We start from the raw sequence: 20,161 nt of genomic DNA on the forward strand, positions 1-20,161 counted from the left end.
CCGGACCACGTGGTAACAATTATTCGAGATCTCGGTTACTGTGGGAAACACACGACCCCCAAAGTGACGACCAGGAAGGAGCATGGCGTGGAGTCCACGACTTCGCCGCGTCGGTACGCGAACGGCATCCTCACGAGGAACCGGCTCCTGGACGCAGCGTCGGAGCTTTTCGCGAATGCCGGATTCCGGGCGGTCTCCCTTCGCGATATCGCCGCCGAAGCGGGCGTGAGCCATGCCGGGCTCCTCCGCCACTTCGCTTCGAAGGAAGACATCCTCACCTGCCTGATCGATCGATTCGACAACGTGAACGAGCACTGGGAGGCAGAGCGCACACACGCGACGGAGCATCCGACCGCAGCTGACGTCCTCGACATCGCCGCACGCAATCTCAGAGTTCCCGGAGCTGTCGAACTGTTGACGTCGCTCGCAGGAGAAGCGACCAGCCCAGTGCACCCGGCTCATGACTACATGAGGGAGCGCTATCGCCGCGCCCGGGCTGCCACCGCCTCAGCCATGCCGAAGGCACTCGAGAGCATGACGACCACAGCGACTCGCTTTCTGGCTCTCTGGGACGGTCTCCACATTCAGCATCTCTACGACCCCGAGGCCGTCGACGTCGTCGAGGGCCTCGCCGACCACCTGGGCGCGACGCCGCCGCAACGACGACGAGCCCCCTCGTCGCCACGCTCGACAACGCGGGCCGGCGACCTGAATGCGCTGCCGCGCGACGCCGGCTACGCCGCAACGCAGGAGAGACGGGCCAGCATCGTCGACGGCGCCGTCATCCTCTTCGCACGACAAGGGTTCCACAACACATCGCTGGCGGCGATCGCCGAGTACGCAGGCGTTCCCAAATCGTCCCTGCTGCGGTACTTCCCGACGAAGGAGCACCTGCTCACCGCGGTTCTCGTCGCACGCGACGATCATGGCCTCGCCTCGGCCCGCGCCCAGTCGTGGTCGGCGCGCGAGCATTTCGCCAAGATCATCGAAAGCGCCCGCACTGCGGTCGAGGCCGAGCCCGGTCTCATCGCGTTCTTCACCGTGCTGACCGGCGAAGCTCTCGCTCCCGAGCATCCTGGGCACGACTACATCCGCTTCCGGTATCGGCGGGCGCGAAGCTACTTCACGGCGCTGTTCGCCGAAGCCGCCGACGAAGGCCTCCTCGCACCCGGTCGTGACCCGGCCCGTGAAGCGACGAACTTCCTGGCGATGTGGGACGGATTGCAGATCCAGTGGCTCTACGACCCCGAAGACATCGACATCCCCCGGTGCCCTTTCCGCGCACCTGCACACGGTCTTCACACTCCGCGCACTCCCCGCGCAGCCCGAACGAGATGAACAGTGATGTTCACAAGAATGGAGCAACTATGCCCACCCTCTCCGATCTGAACGGACGAACCGCAGTCGTCACCGGTGCAGCGAGCGGCATCGGCGCCGCCCTGGCCATCGAGCTCAGCGCTCAGGGGATGAACCTGGTGATCGGCGACATCGACGGGGACGGCGTGAACGCGCTCGCGAGCCGGCTCCGCGAATCGGGCGCTCGCTGCCTGCCGATGCAGGTCGACATGAGCGATCCGGGGGCAGTGCAGGCCTTTGCCGATGCGGCGTTCGCCGAGTTCGGATCGGTGGAGCTGCTCTGCAACAATGCCGGCGTTCTGTTGTTCGGGAAGGTCGCCGATGCTTCCCTCGGCGATTGGCAGTGGCTGTCCGCCGTCAACGTGCAGGGGCTTCTCAACTCGCTCCACTCGTTCCTCCCCCGAATGCGCGCACAGGACGGCTGGAAGCACATCGTCAACACCGCGTCCACGCACGCGTTCTTGGACAACCCGCAGGGCAGCGCCCTCTACACGGCTTCGAAGCAAGCGATCGTGGGGATCACGACAGGCCTGCGATATGAGCTCGCATCCGAAGGCGTCCTGGTCACGTTGCTGTGCCCGGGTCAGGTCTCGACGAGGATCCTGGATTCTCAGCGCAATCGGCCGTCTCAGTTCGGTCCCCGGGCCGCCGAGCCTTTCGGGACGGGTGTGATCCCCTTCGGCATCACACCGGATGAGGTCGCCAAGATCGCCGTCGCCGGCATCCTCGCCGAGTCTCCTATCGTCTTCGCTCTGGAGGAGAGCACGCGCGAGCACTTCCGCTCGCAGGTGCGCAACGCCTGGCAGGAGGCCGACCACGCGCTCGCCTCACCGATCGGAGTGTAGAAGACGCCGACGCGCTGACGTCATGCGCCGACCGTCGATGCAGCGCGTCGGATGCTGGCGATCAACCCTGGATTCTGCAGCTGCTATCCGGACCCTTCAGGCACGGATTGAATCCTCGGACCGCCCGGCTTCGTGCCCACGTCGCGTGCCCGATTGAGGACAAGTCCGACGAACAGCACGGCGGGATACGCTTGGTCGCGAGCCCTTGGCTCCGAGGACTATTCGTTTCGGTCGCGATGAAGCGGTGGCGAGGAAAGATGATCGATATCGACGAGCCCCTGGTGGCCGAACTCATATCGGAGCAGTTTCCGCACTGGAGCGCACTGCGCATTCGCGCGGTTCCGCAACAGGGGTGGGACAACCGGACGTTTCGCCTGGGAGATGACCTGTCCGTGCGGTTGCCCAGTGGCGAGGCCTATGTCGCGGCTGTCGAGAAAGAGAAGCGCGCGCTCGAGTTCCTCGACGGGAAGCTTCCGGTTCTTGTCCCCGGTGTCGTGGCAGTCGGAGTGCCAAGCCGGGACTACCCGCTTCCTTGGTCCGTACGTCGATGGTTGCCCGGTAACACGATCGATGAGAATTCGCTGATCGATCGGGTCTCCTTGGCCGTCGATCTGGGATCCGTGTTGCGCGCACTGAGATCCCTACCGACAGGTGCGGGCGCCTCAGCGGGACGACATTCCTTCTACCGCGGCTGTCACCCGAGCGTGTACAGCGATCAAGTGCAGATCGCCCTCGATCGCCTGGGCGACGACGTCGATGCGGAACGGTGCCGAGAGATCTGGCTCGCCGCGACGACGTCTGCCTGGGAGTCCGAGCCCGTCTGGTTTCACGGAGACGTCGCCACCGGGAACCTGCTTGCAGAGGACGGAAGACTCTCGGCAGTCATCGATTTCGGCACATGCGGGATCGGCGACCCCGCATGTGATCTCGTCATCGCGTGGACGTACTTCGATGACGAGGCGCGTGCGATGTTTCGCGAGTCGGTCGGTCTCGATGATGCAACATGGCAACGCGCGCGAGGATGGGCCCTCTGGAAAGCACTTGTGACCATGTCGGACCAGTCCAGCCCAGATCCCGGCAGATCTCAGCAGCGTGTGCTGGCCGAAGTCCTCTCCGCAGCGCCCTAAGTGTTCGCCGAGTTCAGCCGGAATCCGCAGGTCAGTGTAGGTTCCGGGGCGAGATGGCGGTAAAACCCAGGATTCCACGGTAATTGACGGCGATTTGGGGCACGAGATTCCGCGCGAAATGGCGGATTCCTACGCCGTCTGCGCAGAGCCCTGCACAGACTGCACTCAACAAAGTCGGACCATTGCGTCACGCGCGAGGGCGGTGTCAACGAACTGCTCGAAACGCACGCTGAGGCTTCTGCGCACGATGAACGAATGCGCCACTCTGACATCGAGATGCTTGCCGGTCGTTCCGCGTCGCCGTGTACCGCCCCAAGGCGACGACGCTTTCTCCATCGACGACACAGCTGCCATCGTGTGCCGTCCAGTTGACCCACTCGGCGCCGAGCTTCTCCATCACTGGCGAGGTCACTCCTTCGGGGGGTGGCCACGAGCGCTGCCTCCGGGAATGCGTCAGCGACAACCGACTGGGGCCAGTTCTGTATGAAGTGACGCCCTAACCACCTCCGCGACCCCTCAAACCCGCTCCACAGCCCCCTTCCTCACTGCAAGGATGCTTCTGCAACATGCTGAGCAAGTCGTCGACGTCACGGGCGGCGGCCTCACGCCACGTTTCTTCAGACGTCCGGCTGCACTCCCGCGCCAGTGTTCCCTGCCAACGACCCAGCATCAGCAGTTCGTAGACGCGGCCGATCCCCTGCAGGCGACACCCTTCCTGACGCTGCATGAACCCGCGTGCGGCGCCGACGCCATGGTGGCCGCCGCGACGCGCGGCCTGAAAGCACTAGGGCGCAACTGCCAGCAGCAGCTGCCGGAATCGCGTCGAGGTGACACAAGGAGCCCAGACATCGGTGCGGCTGAGCAAGCGTCGCGGGCGCGCATTCCGCGAACGCGAGACAGTAATCAAGGCATCAGATCCCGCGCCGTCGATGCCCCCGATCGAGCTTGCAGTGACAATCTGGCGGGCCTTCGAAAGACGGCTGGCCATGTCGCTGCTGGCCAGGGGATCGCGCATGCCCGAGTCGTCAGGAGGCTTGGGTCCTTTTTTCCGTCGATGCCCGCTCCTCAGCACGGGAGGGCACGGCGAAGATGACGACGATGAATCCCAAGACGACCGCTCCGGCGCCGAGAAGGAAGGCGGAGAACGAGCCGTACACGAGGGCTTGCCGTGCACCCTCGAGGATGCCGTTGGCGACATCTGGGTTCTGACTCGCAACATGCGCTGCCGAGGCGAAGGACGACTGCAGGGCGAGCATCATGTCGTTCGTAACTTCGGAGGCGCGCGTGCTGTCGCTGATGAGTGCGGCGGCGGCAGTCGCGAATCCGGTTGCGAGGACGGCGCCGAGCAGCGATTGCATGATCGATGCGCCGAGGTCGTTTTGGAGGTCGGTCGTGCCGGATGCCATACCCACACGGTCGACCGGTGTGGTGCTGGTGAGCGCGCTTGATGATGCGGTACTGACCAGCGAGACCGCGGACCCGATCAGGATGAAGCCGATCGCGATCAGCCAGTAGGGGGTTTCCTCGCGCCACAGCAGCATGGTCAGGAATGCGAGTGCCAGCAGGATGTAACCGAGCAGCATCGTCGCACGCGTGCCCTTGGACCCCAGGATTCGAGCAGCGAACGGTGCCGCAACGAGCAGTCCGAGCGCTGCAGGAAGCACGGCGAGACCGGCTTGCAGAGCGGAATAGTGCAGGACGTTCTGCATGAACTGGACACTGATGAAGACGGCGCCCGACAGCGCTCCGAAGACGATGAACCCGCTGACAGCGGGCGCCCAGAACATGCGCTGCTTCGCGATCTTCAGGTCGTAGAGCGGGTTCGTCGCCCGCGTCTGCCGCCATGCGAAGAGCCCGAGAAGCACTACGGCGGCGATGAGTAGCGAGACCCCGACGGTGAGGCCACCGGGTGTGAAGCAGAATCCGATGCTCAGCACGAGTGCTGCGATGCCGAGCGTGGAGAGCACGCCCCCCAGATGGTCAACGGGCTCGGCGGACTCTTTCACGTGCGAGGGCACCGACCGGACGATGATGACGATCGCGATGAGAGCGAGCGGGATGCTGCTCAGGAACGACGCATTCCACGGGAGCATGGCGAGAATCGCACCCGCGATGACGGCACCCGCGATCGAGGCCATTCCGGCGACGGCGCCCCACAGCGCGATGGCACTCTTGCGTCCGGAACCGTCGGCCCACAGCGCCGTGATCAGGGCCAGGGTGGTCGGGAAGACCATGCCCGCGGCGAGGCCGGTGAACACGCGAGCGAGGATCAACAGTTCGATCGTCGGAGCGATCGCAGAGAGAGCGCTCGCGACGATGATCAGGACAAGGCCGATGGTGAGGACTTGCTTACGCCCGTATCGGTCGGCCAGCGCCCCGAAGTACAGCACGGACATCGCAAGTCCGAACGGTGCGCCGATCGACACGAGATTCAGCATCGCCTGAGAGGAGCCGAACACTTCTCCGATTGCCGGGAGCGCGACGGGTCCGGCGGCGATGTTGAGTTTGCAGACGACGGCCGCGAGGATGAGCGCGGCGAGAATGGCGCCGGCGCGCTTCGGGGCGGCCTGCTCCTGCAATGAAATGTGCCGAGCCGAGGAGACTTCGTCATGCATGGGAGTCAGGCGCTCTCTGTGAAGCGTCGGCGAAGTTCACCGATCTGCAGGTCGGCGAGCCCGAGTCCACCCCGGGCGTAGTTTTCGATCGTGCCGTATCGGGTGCGGAGTTCATCGAGGGCGGCGTCGAGGTAGCTGTCGCGGACGCCGAGGATCGGGTCGAGGAGTTCCGTGCGCACCCCTTTTTCCTGGAGTGCAGCGAGCATGGGCTGGAGCGCGGGAGCGAGATCCGTGTTCGTCTCCAGGTAGTCCTGGCGTACATCGTCTTCGCTCGCGCCGAGGAGGAGCAAGAAAGATGCGGCCGCCCATCCGGTGCGATCCTTCCCGGTAGTGCAATGGAACAGCGCCGCACCGGTGCGGTTCTCGTCGATCAGATCAAGGTAGAACGAACGGTAGGCGGTCAAGGCAGACGGCAGGCTGACGAACTTGCGGTTCGCGTCTGCCAGGTATGCGTCTGCGCGGCCGCCGCCGAGCATGTTCTCGAGTGCTTCGGGGTCGGCGAGCAGTGTGGGGATCTGAGCGGCCACGTTGTCCTGGCTGTCGGCGACGACGTCGAGGCGCACCGAGCGAACACGCTCTGGGACCCGGTCGGGTGCGTCCTCGCGTTCGGTGGAGGTACGGAGGTCGTACACAGTCGTGATGCCGAGGGACTCAAAGATGGCCTCATCGGCGTCGTCGAGCTTCGCGAGCGACGCGGAGCGGTACAGCAGTCCTGTGCGGATCACCCCGCCTGACACGGGGATGCCGCCGAGATCGCGCATGTTGGGCGCGCTCGCAAGGAGAACTCGACGGTCAGGAGGGGTGGTGGTCATGACGATTCCTTCATCTTCGTGGGGGCACGGTTCGCAGCGGCATCGCTTTCGAAGGAGGCGATGGCGAGATCGAGGTCGGTGTAGATGTGTGCGGGGTTGATTCTGGCGAGAAGGTCGTAGGTGTCGAGGGCGGCGAGTAGGGCCGGCTCGGGGCGTGCAAGTACGACGTGGACCTGATGCGAGTGGAGCGATCCGATGAGGGAGACCAACTGCTCGCCTGCCGAGTAGTCGACATCGGGGATCCCCGCGCAGTCGAGGATCACCCAACGAACCCGGTCAGGAGCAGCGTCGACGGCCCGTTCGAGGCGTTCGGTGAAGCCGACGGCGTTCGCGAAGAACAACTCGCTGTTGAACCGGTAGACGATGAGTCCTGGGCGGGACTGCACCCCCGGGACCGCGGCGAGGAAGTCGTAGCCCCGTTCTGTGGGCTGCAGGATGAATGCAGGCGTACGGTACTGGCGGGCGATCACGCTCAACAGTGAGAGCGCGATCGCGACACCGATCCCCGCGATGACACCTCCGACCACGACGATGACGGTCGTGATGATCGCGACGATGAATTCACCGCGGCTTCTCCGCGAAATGCGCCGGAGGCCGGCGAGATCGATCAGTCCGACGCCCACGACGAGGACCACCCCGGCGAGCACGGCGAGCGGCAGCTCTTCCAACAGATCGGTCAGGAACAGCACCACCACGAGGGTCATCACCACGACGACGAGATTGGCAACCTGGGATCGCCCCTTCGCCGTGTCGAGGATCTGCGTCTTGGTGGGCGATCCGTTGACCACGAACGTGCCACTCAATCCGGCCGCGAGGTTCGCGCCCGCCAGCCCGAGAATGTCACGGTTCACATCCGAACGCTCACCATGCTTCATCGCGAAACTCCGCGATGTTGCGGCGCTCTGCGCGATCACGATGAAGAAGCACGACAACGCCGTCGAAGCGATCGCCACAACCTCCGCCACGGTGACCCCGCCCGGGAGGCCGATCACCGGAAGGCCACCATCGATGGGACCGACTACCTCGACCCCGTACCCTTCCGCGTCGGTCAGAGTCGCGACCGTCAGAAGCCCGACGACGGCCACGATCGCACCCGGAATCTTCGGGACCAGGAACTTGAAAGCCACCAGAATAGCGATGGTGCCGGCACCGTAGGCGATCGTGGGTAGGGAGATCGAATCGAGCTGCGACATCCATGCCCACTGCTTCTCGATCCAGTGCCCCTCCCCCTTCTCCACTCCGATGATGTCGGGAATCTGATTCAGGGCCACGTTGATCCCGATACCGGAAAGGAAACCGATCAGCACCGACGCCGAGAGGAAGTCTCCGAGGAACCCCAGCCTCAACAGGCGCGCAAGCACCAGAAGCACCCCGGTCGCAAGTGCGACCAACGCGCACATCGCCGCCCACCGGGGTGAACCAGGCTCCACGCCGGGGATGGCCGCTGCTGTCAGACCGGCCGCAAGAATCGCCGCTGCCGCAGAGTCGCCTCCGACGACGAGCAACCGCGAGGAGCCGAGCAGCACGAACACCGCCAGCGGCAGCAACAACGTGTAGAGGCCTGTCACGATCGGCGTCTGCGTGATCGACGTGTACCCCATGACCTCCGGGATGGCCACAGCGGCCACAGTCAGCCCGGCGACGATATCCGGTCCGAACCACGACATCCGATAGTTCCGAAGCGAACGCGGAATCAGACGCTGCCACACCTTCACCCGGCACCCCTCACCATCAATACAATCCGGCCGAACAGCCTCGTCACGACCCGCTCGGCGCACGGCCAGGCCCCTCTACGGCAGTGACATCACGCTGAATGAGGCGGGCCGCACTCGACGCGGGCTCGTTATCCAGACCATTTTCACCAAGCGTCCCTGGCCCGAGCGGCGCGCTCATCCTTCTCGGATGAGATCGCCGCTGGAGCCCGTCGCTGCATCCTGCGGCGGGCGGGAGACCAGTTCCACGAGGGCGATGACGGCGATGGCGCAGATCGCAGTCCACACGATCATCCCGGGCGTGGCAGGCCGGTTGGCCAGGAGGAACGCGGCGGATGCTGCACCCACGATGATCCGCAGGATCACCCGCCATCGGTAGATCCGCTCGCCCGTGCGCCCTGTACTGAGACCACGCTGTTCGGCGGTGAGTCGAATCGCGGCGAAGAGCGCCGCACCGTGAGCGCGCAGCGTGCGCGCCCATCGCCAGGGTCCGGCGAACAAGGTCACCGCCAGTGCAGTGGCCGCAAGTACACCGACGACCACGATCATGTGCGTCACGAATCCGAGCACGTGTTCGTACAGGACGGTCGCTGCGGCGTGGGGAAGCGTGGACGACACTGCCACCGCGAAGATGTTCTCCCCGATACCGATCCCGCCACCCACCAGAACCATCGACAGCAGCAGCGCACTGGAGGCCCAGACTTGGGCGAGTGCGCGCCTGCGCGCCACGAGTACGCCGGCTGCGAGCAAGAGCAGCGATACCCAGGGCAACCAGATACCGGCGGCAATGACGATCTGATAGATCGCCAGATAGATGCCTATGGAACTGGACTCTGCAATGACGATGGTCCGGTCGATGGCGGGGACTCGATCCCCCAGCGCGAACCCGTCGGCGACGAGCTCTTCCTTCACAGCCTGGATGATCGGTCCGAGCTGCAGGCTGATCTCCTGGTTCCGCCCGACGGTGATCGCGGCATCCCCTTGTCCGGTGGCGGTGCTCACGAGCTGCGTGTGGGTGATGGCGAGGGCATCTTCCCAGATCGCCGCGAACGCATCGGATCGCACGAAGTCCGTCACCGCGGTATTTATCAGCCCCTTCACCCCGGACACGGCAGGGGCTTTCAGAAGGCCGAGAGCGTCTTGCGCTCGGGAGCCGAGGTTGAGATCGTCAAGCCCCCGGAAGAGGTCGTCGGCGATCCGGTCGATGTCGAGCTGAGACTCGATCGCGACGACGGTCTCGTCCGTGATGAAGTCCTGTACGGCGGGATCCTTTGCAAGTGGGGCGAACGTGTCGACGAAGTACGCGGTATTGGTCAGCTCGTCATGCGCCCACGTCGACACGATCGCGACCGGCGACAGCAGTGCCCCGATGACGATGAGCGTCGTGGAGAGCAGCGTCCAGCCCCAACCGCGTCTACGGCTCTCCCGGGGGGCGTCCTGTTCCTGAGAGCGTGCATCTGGCGTCTTGGCGCGTTCTTGCTCGAGTGCTCGCATGAGCTGCGCGTTGGCGTGTCTGAGCTCGGCCAGTTGTCCGATGAGTTGCTCGTCTGTTCGCTCCACGATGGTGTCTCCTGAAAGATGCTTGGGCCGGTGTGTTGGATGCGCGCCAGGGCGTCCGCCACCGACCGAGCGAGTGACGCCACCTCCCCGCGCGCTTGCTAGAACGCTTCGGGCCGCGGTGCAGTCCACGTGCCATCGAGCACGGCGGGGTGAGGGCGGTAGAGCCGCAGCACGTAATTCCAGCCCGGCATGATGGGCAGGACGTTCGCGACGCCTTCTGGGCGTGCGGTGAACTGGCCGAAGTGGATGGTGACGCTGCCGTCGTCGTCAGGAGTCGCAGTGACGCTGTTGACGCTGTTGACTCCGAGCGGGTTCTCCTCGAAGTATCCGGCGGCGTTGTACAGCGAAACCGACCAGAACGCGTCGACAGGGACGTCCCTCAGCTGTAGGCGGTACTGCCCGATCGGGAGGTTTTCGTCGAAGCTGACGTAGGTGGCCTCGTACTCAGGGAGCCCGCCCCATCCGGAAGCGGTGCCGAGCAGGTGCAGGATCGGATCGACCTCGGCGCGACTGCCGAACGCATGATCGTACTGACTCAAGTCACGGGCGAGTTCGAGGATCGCATTGCGAGTCCGCGTCTGCGACTGCTCGTCGTAGTCGGGCAACGGAAACACGCCGGTGCCGCCGCCGGCGATCGTCAGACGGTCTTGCAGTCGGTTCACTGCGATGACATCCTCGGGGATGTTCGGGTCGACGAGGATTCGCGCGATGAGTGTCGTGTAGTCGGTGCCGACGAGGTCGCGCGTGAGAACGTGCTCGCCTGGATCGCGCAGGATGACAGGACCATAGTGGTCCTGGTTCACCACCCATACGGAGATGTAGCGGTCACCCGTGTCGGGCAGAGTGACGGTAACCTCGTCGCGCACGTCGACGACGGCGAAGCTGTACAGGGTGTCGCGGTTCTGGCGGATGACGGGTTGCTCGCCGAGTGAATCGAGTTCCCGCGTATGGGTCCACTCGCCCAGGCCCGCTCCCAACCGCGAGAACATGAGATCGGTTTCGGCTCGAGTGAAGTTCAGGATGTTGACGGGGATTGCAGGCATAGCGGGTTCCTTTCGATCTGAACGGCGGCGCGAGAGCAGCCCTCGCGCCGCCGGATTCACTAGCCGAGTAGCCGTGCCTTCGCGGCCGCGAACTCGGCATCGGTGAGCAGTCCCTGCGTGTTCAGGTCGCCGAGTCGTTGCAGTTCCACGACCAGATCGGCTGGCGCGGACACTGACGCAGGAGCGGGTGGTGTCACCGACATGGCGGCCTGTTGCTGTGCCGCTTCGTATTGCGCGGCCTCATATTCGCTCTGAGCCTTTCTCCGCTGGTGGGCGGCCATGCCACCGCTGACGGCGGTCGCGGTTCCGGCGACGACCGCCGTGCGAGCGGCGAGTCCCAGCAGTCCGGGACGACCCATGCGCGAGATGTATGGCATTTCAGTCCCCGCGCTTCGGGTTGAGGTTATCGACGAGGGCGCTGACGATCGGGGCAGGTATGCGTTCGTACCCGAGGAGTACCGCACCAGAATCGGCGACCCGCACGGCGAGTTCGCGCTGGTAGGCCAGTTCGATGGCGACCAGCACCGCCGCCGTTCCGGCGGGGATCGCCGCTGCCAGCTCGGATATGTCGTCGTGGCCGACCAGTCCGGTCGCGCCGAGCGATGCGATGTCAATCTCGACGCCCTCCGGCAGCTCCTCGACTTCGACGAGGGTGAGTTCGCCGTCCTCGTCCTTGGCGACGAAGATCAGGTCCAACAACCGGACGAGTCCTGTGTCGGCGAGATCGATGAGCGCGGACAGCGCGGCTCGATCGAGGCGGCTCTCCGGGAGGCCGAGAAGGTAGAGGTCGACCGGGCCGAAACCGGACGCATCTGCACTCCTCACGACAGAGCCTTGAGTTTCAGCGTGTTGAACTCGTCCTCGCTGATCGATCCGGCGGCGAGCAGCGCTGCGGCAGCCTCGATCTCTTGGGTCGGACTCGATCCTGCGACCTCACGGATGTAGGACTGGGCAGCGTTGTTCGCGTCGCGCGCGGCCCGGTTGCTACGTTCCGCCATCCCCCTGCTGCGGGCGATGAGGTACACGAGCGCGGTGATGAACGGCAGGAAGATGAGGAAGAGGACCCAGAGCGCCTTCCACCAGCCGTTCAGCTTGTCGTCGCGGAACAGGTCGCTGATGATCGCGAACAGGGCGAAGAGATAGCCGATGAAGATGGTGGCCCAGAGCATCCAGCTGAGGAGTTCCCAGAAGATCATGTGGTCGGTGTCCGTTTCTTGAGAAGCGGAGGCGCGCGGAACGCGACCTCGGCGCGGGTACAGGGTGGGGGGAGCTGATGGTTTCGCCGGCCATCCGGCGGCTCATCGCAGTCAGTTTGTCCTGCATGTGTCCGCCGAATCGGTCTCTCATCCTTGGCGGATGAGAGACCTCGACGTTCTCGTCCCTGAGCACTTGTGGCGCAGCTATCGTGAGAACATGATCGACGCAATCCGCCAGGACCTTGCCTCGGCCGAGCCGGAAAGTGCGCGCAACATACTGCGAAAGAACTGGCTGCGATTGATCATCGAATCCCACACCACCGAACTCGAGCAGCTCTGCCTCAAGCATCCCGATTCCGGAGATCCGGACCTGCTTCTCATCCGCGCCTGCTGCCGCGATCTTGCGGGCGATTCCTACGGCGCGGGATACCTTCGCGGTCAGGGTCTGCGCACCTCCGCCGACGACTTCGTCGCATGTTTCACCGAATTGCTCCTCGCGCCCGACGCGCCGACGAAAGCTGCCGTCGCTGATCGTGCTCACGTGGCCCTCGCGCAGTGCGGGCCGGAAGACGACTACTCGTCGGCACTGTTCCTACTTGGCTGGACCGAAGTAAGACTCCGTAGGGACTTCCCGCGCGCGATCGGCCTCCTACGCTCCGCCGCCGAAGAAGCACGCATGCGGAACCGCGCGGAAACCTGCCGTCTTGCCCAGTCGAACCTTGCGTTCGCGCTCACCCAGGCCGGACATTTCATCGAAGCGGAGCGCATCCTCGACACGCTGCCACCAGCCTCAGGCTCAACAGATTGGGACCAGTTCGAAGGCGGTCTACCTGAGGCGAATCGGGGATGTATCGCATACTGGCGAGGCGATTTCGAAGAAGCGATCACTTTGTTCGAGTCCGTGATCGACGAGGCAAGTTCCGGGAACAACTTCGAAGCGCAGGCGCGCCTCTACTACGTCATGAGCCTCATCGCTCTGAACCGCGAGACCCGCTATGACGCCGCCGCCAACTTGCTCGAAGGCATCAGTAAGACGGACAAGCATGGAATCCCGTGGGACACTCTCCGCCGCGTAGTGGCGGCGTGGCTCGCGCACGCCGAAGGCCAAGACGAACGTGCGCGCGCCCTCGCCGCCCCCACGCTCGCTCGCACGGGCGCATCGGTCGCTCACGCGCTGCTCGCGGAGCTCTATCGCGTGCTCGACGAACCCGAGATGTCGAGCCGAGCGTTCCGGCTCGCCGCCGCCGCCGGCATGCCCCGGTACGCGCGGGTGAGCACGCTCGTCACCTCGGCAGGCCTGCACTCCACGGCTGGGCGCGGAGCCAAGGCGCATGAACAGCTCGAACGGGCTCTGGAGAATGCGGCCGCAGAGCGCATCCTCGCGCCATTCCTCATGGAGGATCCCGTCATCGTCGATCTGCTCACTGCCCACGCCCAATGGGGATCAGGCAACCCGGACTTCCTGCGCAATGTCCTCGAAAAACAAGGTCATCATTCGACGGCCATCATGGGCATCCTCACAGAGCGAGAACGAGGAGTCCTCGCATGCCTGCGGACCACGATGACCGCCGAGGAGATCGCCGCACACCTGGGGATCGCCTACCCCACGGTGAAGTCCCACATCCGTTCGATCTATCGCAAGCTCGCAGTCACCACGCGCCGCGATGCCGTACAGGCATCCGTCAGAGAAAAGCGCTGATACCCCTCGATCACCTCGACAGAGCAGGCACCACATGATTCGCTTCCTCCTCCAGCTCGTCTCCCAACTCGTGCTCGGCGCGATCGCCCTGATCGTGATCCACTTCACCCTCCCTGGCGTCACGCTCACCTTCGAGGGGTTCTTCATCGCTCTCGGCGTGTTCACGCTCGCACATGTCGTCCTCGGCCCCTTCGCGCTCTCCGTCGCGCAGCGCTATGCCGCGCCACTCACTGGCGGAGTAGGCCTCGTCGCCACCCTCCTCGCGCTCTGGGTCGCCACTTGGTCTCCCGGCGGCGTCCAGATCGTCGGATTAGAGTCCTGGGTGCTCGCACCACTCATCGTCTGGACCATCACGGCGCTCGGCGGCTGGATCATCATGGGCCTCATCGTCGATCGCATACTCAAGAAGCGAGCGGCGGCAAAACTGGTGCGCAGCGTCAAGTAGTTCCCCGTTCCGGCTGGCGCGCAAGTGACGCGATGGCCGTAGCCCTCATCCCAGGACCCTGCCCGCAACTGCTACCCGGCCGCTTCCCGGCGAGAATTCCCGGAAATCCGCGTCGACGAATCGCTGGTGTCGTGTTGTTCGACCCCACCGTCGGCGTCGGAGCGGTTGAACTTGCCGCATTGGCCATCACGTCCTTTCGGCCCGTGAGTTGACCGCGATCATTCGCCGAGTCGCCGAAAGCAGGTCGGACTGTCAGCGGGCTGCGAACGTAATGACTTACCGGATCGACGATCGCCTGTGTACTGGAAAGTACAGCGGCGCGGCGGCCGTCGCGTTGGCGACATCGACCATGGAAAGCTTCCAGTCGCGACGAAGGCGATCGTTGTGCGGCGTCTTAAACACGTGGACTGCGCCGCGCTGCACTTCCCAGGACGGGATGACAAGACGCTTCTGACTATCACCGAGCAGTCGATCCCCAAGAACATCCTGAAGTGCTTCTCGCAGTGCATCGGCCGCGTAGATCGGACGGAAGACCTGTCTTGGTCGAGATCGCCAGCCTCGACGTGCACGCGGAAACACCTTCGCGATCAGTTCCTGATAGTGCTCTACATTCTCCGCCGGCCGCAAACCGGCGCCTAGCGCGAGGGCGATAATTCCACCCGCCGATGTGCCCGCGATCAGATCGAACGAGTCGGCGACGCTGAGCCCCAGATCCTCTTCTAGCCGCGCGAGTTTACGTGCGCGGTGAATAGCGCCTTGGCACCACCGCCATCCAACGCAAGGATCTGCAGCGGGCCCAGCCAGGTTTCGCAGTTCGCTTGATCAGCCGGCATTGATTCAGCCTTCATCGTTTCAGATTACGTAGAGGCTCCGACATTCCCGGCTCGCCTGGCCCACTTGCATTTGGCAGTACTGCCATGTGACTGCCAAGCAGCGGTGGATTTGCCAGGTTCAGACGGAACCTACAGTCAGTTGAAGTCGCCGCCCGGCGCCATGTCGGCGAACCGCGAGTAGTGTCCCTGGAAGGCGACGGTGATCGTCGCGGTCGGACCGTTACGGTGCTTGGCCACGATCAGGTCGGCCTCACCAGGACGCACGTCCTTGTCGTAGACCGAGTCGCGGTGCAGCAGGATCACCATGTCGGCATCCTGCTCGATCGATCCGGACTCGCGCAGGTCGCTGATCGCCGGCTTCTTGTCCTGCCGCTGCTCCGGACCACGGTTCAGCTGCGACAGCGCGATCACCGGCACCTGCAGCTCCTTGGCGATGAGCTTGAGGCTACGGGAGAACTCCGAGACCTCCTGCTGACGCGACTCGACGCGCTTTCCCGAGGTCATCAGCTGGAGGTAGTCGATGATCACCATGCGCAGGCCTTCGCGCTGCTTGAGCCGGCGGCACTTGGCGCGGATCTCGACGAGTGTCATGTTCGGGCTGTCATCGATGTAGAGCGGCGCGTCGTTGATGCGACCGCGGGTCGCGGCGACGGTCGTCCAGTCGCGCGGGTCGAGGTTGCCCTTTCGCATGTTCTGCAGCGGGATGGCGCCCTCGGCGCTGAGCAGACGCATCGCGATCTCGCTCTTGCCCATCTCGAGCGAGAAGAAGACGGAGGGCAGGTTGTGGCCGATGGATGCCGACCGCGCGAAGTCGAGGGCGAGCGTCGACTTTCCCATGGCGGGTCGCGCGGCGACGACGATCATCTGGCCGCCGTGCAGGCCGTTGGTCAGTTCGTCGAGTTCGCGGAAGCCGGTCGGGACGCCGGTCATCGAACCGTCTCGGCCGTTGGCCGCCTCGATCTCCTCGATCGCCGCGTCGACGGCCGTCTGCAGCGGCACGTAGTCCTCTGCCGTCTCAGATCCGGTGATCGAGTAGATCTCGGCCTGCGCGGTGTTGACGATGTCGGTGGCGTCGCCCTCACCGGCGTAGCCGAGCTGCACGATGCGCGTTCCGGCGTCGACGAGGCGCCGCAGGATCGCGCGCTCCGACACGATGCCGGCGTAGTAGCCCGCGTTCGCCGCGGTCGGCACGATCGAGGTGAGCGTGTGGAGATAGTCTGCACCGCCCGCCCGGCTGAGCTCGCCGGTCTTGATGAGCTCGTCGGTCACGGCGACGACGTCGGTCGGCTCGCCGTGCGAGTAGAGCGACAGGATCGCCTCGAAGATCAGCTCATGCTTCGGGATGTAGAAGTCGGCGCCCTTGAGCGTCTCGATCACGTCGGCGACCGCGTCCTTCGACAGCAGCATGCCTCCGAGCGCGCTCTGCTCGGCGAGCAGATCGTGCGGCGGAGTCCGCTCCGGATGACGCTGCCCTCCGAGGCGTTCCTCCGAGATGTCGGCGATCGACACAGGCTTCCCTTCGATGCGACGAGTGGGTGCTTCCGCGACCTCATTCAGTCAGGTGCACAGCGAATCAGCATCCACCGACATTCGGTCGCTCGACCACGCTATTCACGCGGTCAACCCCATGCAACACAGCCTGTGGATAACTATGTGGAAAGGATGCGGAGAAACTCGGAGTGTCTGTGCACAACGCATGTGGATAATCCGGTGGACTACTAGAGTTTTGGACGGGTTTATTGCTTATGACCTGGTCTTTTGAGTTTCCCCACCCTGTGTACAACATTCGGCCTCAAGCGGGGATTGAAGGTTGGTCGTGCAGATGTCCACATGTGCAGAACCTGGGGAAAGTCAAGCCGGGCCCGCGGTCGGGCGCGTCACTCGACACCGTATGCCGAAACACTCGTATATCTGCTCCTGGACAGTCGCTTTCGGCGGGAGTAGTCTCACCCCATCGACGCATCCGCGCCGAGATTGCGTTTGCCTTCAGAGGGGGAGGTGGAACGTGGACGCTCGGGCCACCCGGGCCGGTTCAACCGGCCTCATCTGGGGTGGCGCTGCTGTGCTCGCGTGGGCCGCGTTCACTCTCTTCACCGGAGGCGGATCCGCACACGCGGATGAGGGGGACGGACCGCTCGACGGTCTGACCGGCGTCGTGAGCAGCACGGTCACGGCGGTCACGGCACCCGTGACACCGGTGGTCACGCAGGTCGTCGCACCCGTCGTCACCGCCATCGCGGCCCCGGTGCAACAGACCGTGCCGGCCGTGGTCACCACGGTCACTCAGACGGTCGCGCAGGTCCCGGTCGTCGGACCGGCGACTGCACCTGTCGTCTCCGCGGTGACCGACACCGCCCAGACGGTCGTGCAGCCTGTCGTCGACGTCGTGGGGAGCACTCCCGTCTCCCAGGTGACCACGCCTGTCATCCACGTCGTCACCGGGCTCCCGATCGTCGGCGACCTCGTCGACGATCTCGGTGTGCCCCGGCTGATCGACGACGTGGTCGGAATCGTCGACGACACCACGGACGTCGTCGGCGGCGTGGTCGAAGGAACCGTTCCGCCTGTTCTCGAAGGCCTCGAGCCGCTCCTTCCCGCAGAACCGATCACTCCGGCCTCCCCGAATCCTGACGACGGCCAGGCGGTGAGTCCGCCCACGGCGCCGACGGCATCCGTCGGGGTGTCCGCTGTCGCAGTCACCTCCGGCGCGCCCGCTCGCGGCCCCGCGCATCCGAGCAACGGCGGTTCTGCGGGTCCCGACGGCGACGCGCCCTGGCCGTCCGGCGACCCGGCCGCCGCTCCCCCCACGACGCCGATCTCCCCGTCTTCCTCCGCCGGTTCCGGCGGAGGTGCAGCTGCCACCGCCGCTCGCATCAGCGACGACGGTGTTCCCCCGCTTCGTGCTGAGAAGCGGAACCACGGCGCGACCGATGACGCCCTGCCGACGTCTCCGGTCGCCGACCACGACGTCGCTCCTGACTGACGCCCTGTCGAGTCGTCCCCTCGCGGACGACAGATGACGTGCTGCGCGCGCACCCGAATCCCGCGCGCATCCCATCAATCGACACAGCTCAGTCAGGAGCATCACCATGCGCACCTTCTTGAAGCGGGCCCTGTGGGGCACGCTCATCGCCGGCGGGATCACCCTGCTCGGCGCCTCGGTCGCCAACGCGGCTGAGACCGATGGAGAGGACGGCATCCTCTCCGGCACCCAAGTGGTCGCGCCGATCTCGGCTCCGATCACGATCGCGGGCAACGCGATCTCCGTTCTCGGCACCTCGGCCTCCCAGACGCCGCCAGCGACGGCTCCCGCGCCTGCCCCCGCCCCCTCGGCGGAGACGAGCGGCGCGTCAGGCACAGCCTCCGGCAGTCAGGCCGTGGTCACCGTGAACCTCCCGATCACCGTGCAGGACAACGCCCTGAGCGTTCTCGGCACGTCTTCGACCAGCACCCCGGCCGCGGATCCTCAGCCGGTGGCTCCCCAGGCCACCACCGTGGTTCCCCAGACCACGACGGCCGGGGTGCCGTCACCCACGACCTCCGGCACGGACGGGCTGCTCTCCGGCAGCCAGGCCGTGCTGCAGGTCGACGCACCGGTCACCGTGACGGGCAACGCCGTCTCGGTGCTCGGCACCAGCGAGGCCACCGGATCGGATGCCGCAGCACCGGCGCCCGCGACGGCCGCTCCGCTCGAGGCGACCACCGACGGCTCCGACGGGACCGGCAGCGGCACCCAAGTCGTCGCACCCGTCAACGCGCCCGTGTCGGTTCTCGGCAACGCGGTGTCGATCCTCGGCATCAGCAGCGTCGCCGGTGGCACCGGCGCATCTCCGTCGCCCGCGTCGTCGACCGACGCGTCCACGTCAGGGGATGGAGCGATTCTGGGCGGCACCCAGGTCGTCGCACCGGTCACCGCGCCCGTGTCGGTCCTCGGCAACGCCATCTCCGCCCTCGGCACCAGCACGGTGACCGGCGGCGGCGGAGCGACCGCACCCGCAGGATCAGGCTCTGACGGCCCGACCACCGCAGGAGACGGCTCGCTCGCAGGCGGCACCCAGGTCGTCGCACCCGTCACCGTACCCGTGTCGGTCCTCGGCAACACGATCTCCGCCCTCGGCACCAGCACGGTGACCGGCGGCGGAGGCGGCGCTCCCGCTACCGGCCCCGGGCTCGGAGGCGCGGTGACCTCGGGCGGCGGATCGATCCTCGGCGGCACCCAGATCGCCCTGCCGGTCAGCCTTCCGATCACGATCGGCGGCAATGCGATCGCGGTCGGCGGCACCAGCACGGTGACGGACCCGGGAACAGATCCGGGCACAGACCCGGGAACCGACCCCGGCACCGACCCCGGCACCGATCCGGGAACCGATCCCGGCTCGACCCCGGCTACGCCTCCCGCGACGGTGGTTCAGGGAGCGGCCGCGACCGCGGCGGGTGCTGACGCGCTCGCCACCACCGGAGGGTCCGCGGCGCTCGGACTCGCCGTGGTCGCCGCCCTTCTGCTGCTGCTCGGGGCGGGACTGCTGCGTCGTCGTCTGCTGATGGCGTAGCGATACCCCCGGCGGGCAGTCATCCTCGGGGGAGGAGATGCTGTCCGCCGGAGCGTCGATGCGCCGAACAGCGGATGTCGGGACAGGTGCCCCTCACTGGTTCGCGATTCGTGGCGCTCACGCATACAAGGCGGATGCCCCGTGGCCCTCACCACGGGGCATCCGTCATGCCCTCGGCCGTCATCCGTCATCCGTCATCCGTCATCCGTCATCCGAGCGTGAAAAGTCGGAGATCCTCGCGGACACGCCGCGGCGCGGCATCCGCCCGGCGGCGAGTCGCCCGTCGACTCCGACTTTTCGCGCGGCCCCATGCACACGAAGGACGAACGCAGAACGCCCCCTGTCCCGGAGGACAGAGGGCGTTCGAG

Annotated in this window: 18 protein-coding genes; 7 read left to right on the forward strand and 11 right to left on the reverse strand. The window is 65.5% G+C overall.

The annotated features are described in order from the left end of the window. Positions 1 to 87: 87 nt before the first annotated feature. The 3 genes from QFZ53_RS02210 (at position 88) to QFZ53_RS02220 (ending at position 3,328) form a co-directional block, all read left to right on the forward strand. Entirely contained in the window at positions 88 to 1,338 is a 1,251-nt protein-coding gene (locus QFZ53_RS02210; RefSeq protein WP_307293038.1) for a TetR/AcrR family transcriptional regulator, read from the forward strand. A gap of 29 nt (positions 1,339 to 1,367) precedes the next feature. After that, positions 1,368 to 2,201: an SDR family NAD(P)-dependent oxidoreductase gene (locus QFZ53_RS02215; RefSeq protein ID WP_307293039.1), complete on the forward strand. Its 834-nt coding sequence runs from the start codon at positions 1,368 to 1,370 to the stop codon at positions 2,199 to 2,201. Positions 2,202 to 2,458: 257 nt separating this feature from the next. Further along, complete coding sequence (locus QFZ53_RS02220) at positions 2,459 to 3,328, forward strand: aminoglycoside phosphotransferase family protein (RefSeq protein WP_307293040.1); 870 nt, start codon at positions 2,459 to 2,461, stop codon at positions 3,326 to 3,328. Positions 3,329 to 4,353: 1,025 nt separating this feature from the next. Here QFZ53_RS02220 and QFZ53_RS02225 read toward each other — a convergent pair. From QFZ53_RS02225 to QFZ53_RS02260, 8 genes are all read right to left on the reverse strand, one after another. Continuing rightward, positions 4,354 to 5,943, reverse strand: a complete 1,590-nt coding sequence (locus QFZ53_RS02225; protein WP_307293042.1) for an MFS transporter — start codon at positions 5,941 to 5,943, stop codon at positions 4,354 to 4,356. Positions 5,944 to 5,948: 5 nt separating this feature from the next. Further along, a complete protein-coding gene (locus tag QFZ53_RS02230; protein ID WP_307293045.1) occupies positions 5,949 to 6,755 on the reverse strand; it encodes a tyrosine-protein phosphatase in 807 nt (268 codons plus the stop codon). Then, positions 6,752 to 8,470, reverse strand: a complete 1,719-nt coding sequence (locus tag QFZ53_RS02235) for a SulP family inorganic anion transporter (RefSeq protein ID WP_307293047.1) — start codon at positions 8,468 to 8,470, stop codon at positions 6,752 to 6,754. The genes QFZ53_RS02230 and QFZ53_RS02235 overlap by 4 nt, the downstream gene beginning before the upstream one ends. 174 nt (positions 8,471 to 8,644) lie before the next feature. Beyond that, the gene (locus QFZ53_RS02240) at positions 8,645 to 10,027 is read right to left on the reverse strand and encodes a hypothetical protein (RefSeq protein WP_307293049.1); all 1,383 of its coding nucleotides are present in this window, start codon (positions 10,025 to 10,027) and stop codon (positions 8,645 to 8,647) included. 98 nt (positions 10,028 to 10,125) lie between these two features. Then, complete coding sequence (locus tag QFZ53_RS02245; RefSeq protein ID WP_307293053.1) at positions 10,126 to 11,070, reverse strand: DUF1214 domain-containing protein; 945 nt, start codon at positions 11,068 to 11,070, stop codon at positions 10,126 to 10,128. A gap of 59 nt (positions 11,071 to 11,129) precedes the next feature. Continuing rightward, positions 11,130 to 11,429, reverse strand: a complete 300-nt coding sequence (locus QFZ53_RS02250; protein ID WP_307293057.1) for an SHOCT domain-containing protein — start codon at positions 11,427 to 11,429, stop codon at positions 11,130 to 11,132. A gap of 19 nt (positions 11,430 to 11,448) precedes the next feature. Then, positions 11,449 to 11,895 carry a DUF6325 family protein gene (locus QFZ53_RS02255; RefSeq protein WP_307293060.1) on the reverse strand — a complete coding sequence of 149 codons (447 nt, stop codon included), beginning with the start codon at positions 11,893 to 11,895 and terminating at the stop codon, positions 11,449 to 11,451. Beyond that, positions 11,892 to 12,266 (reverse strand): PLDc N-terminal domain-containing protein, encoded by a 375-nt coding sequence (locus QFZ53_RS02260; RefSeq protein WP_307293062.1) that lies wholly within the window; start codon positions 12,264 to 12,266, stop codon positions 11,892 to 11,894. Before QFZ53_RS02260 ends, QFZ53_RS02255 begins: the two co-directional genes overlap by 4 nt. A gap of 217 nt (positions 12,267 to 12,483) precedes the next feature. Here QFZ53_RS02260 and QFZ53_RS02265 point away from each other — a divergent pair, with 217 nt between their 5' ends. Beyond that, a complete protein-coding gene (locus QFZ53_RS02265) occupies positions 12,484 to 13,965 on the forward strand; it encodes a helix-turn-helix transcriptional regulator (RefSeq protein WP_307293064.1) in 1,482 nt (493 codons plus the stop codon). A 34-nt stretch (positions 13,966 to 13,999) separates the two neighbouring features. Then, positions 14,000 to 14,410 carry a phage holin family protein gene (locus QFZ53_RS02270; RefSeq protein WP_307293066.1) on the forward strand — a complete coding sequence of 137 codons (411 nt, stop codon included), beginning with the start codon at positions 14,000 to 14,002 and terminating at the stop codon, positions 14,408 to 14,410. A gap of 276 nt (positions 14,411 to 14,686) precedes the next feature. On the opposite strand, the gene QFZ53_RS02275 is transcribed toward QFZ53_RS02270, so the two are convergent. The 3 genes from QFZ53_RS02275 to dnaB form a co-directional block, all read right to left on the reverse strand. Next, entirely contained in the window at positions 14,687 to 15,160 is a 474-nt protein-coding gene (locus QFZ53_RS02275) for a patatin-like phospholipase family protein (RefSeq protein ID WP_307299338.1), read from the reverse strand. Next, entirely contained in the window at positions 15,130 to 15,258 is a 129-nt protein-coding gene (locus tag QFZ53_RS02280) for a hypothetical protein (protein ID WP_307293068.1), read from the reverse strand. The genes QFZ53_RS02275 and QFZ53_RS02280 overlap by 31 nt, the downstream gene beginning before the upstream one ends. A 120-nt stretch (positions 15,259 to 15,378) precedes the next feature. Beyond that, positions 15,379 to 16,752 carry a replicative DNA helicase gene (gene dnaB, locus QFZ53_RS02285; protein WP_292908606.1) on the reverse strand — a complete coding sequence of 458 codons (1,374 nt, stop codon included), beginning with the start codon at positions 16,750 to 16,752 and terminating at the stop codon, positions 15,379 to 15,381. A 496-nt stretch (positions 16,753 to 17,248) separates the two neighbouring features. On the opposite strand from dnaB, the gene QFZ53_RS02290 reads away from it, so the two are divergent. Both QFZ53_RS02290 and QFZ53_RS02295 read left to right on the forward strand, forming a co-directional pair. Then, a complete protein-coding gene (locus QFZ53_RS02290; RefSeq protein WP_307293071.1) occupies positions 17,249 to 18,226 on the forward strand; it encodes a hypothetical protein in 978 nt (325 codons plus the stop codon). Between the two features lie 106 nt (positions 18,227 to 18,332). Beyond that, the gene (locus QFZ53_RS02295; protein ID WP_307293072.1) at positions 18,333 to 19,793 is read left to right on the forward strand and encodes a chaplin family protein; all 1,461 of its coding nucleotides are present in this window, start codon (positions 18,333 to 18,335) and stop codon (positions 19,791 to 19,793) included. Positions 19,794 to 20,161: the final 368 nt, after the last annotated feature.

This window comes from Microbacterium natoriense, assembly GCF_030816295.1.
GTDB lineage: Bacteria > Actinomycetota > Actinomycetes > Actinomycetales > Microbacteriaceae > Microbacterium > Microbacterium natoriense_A.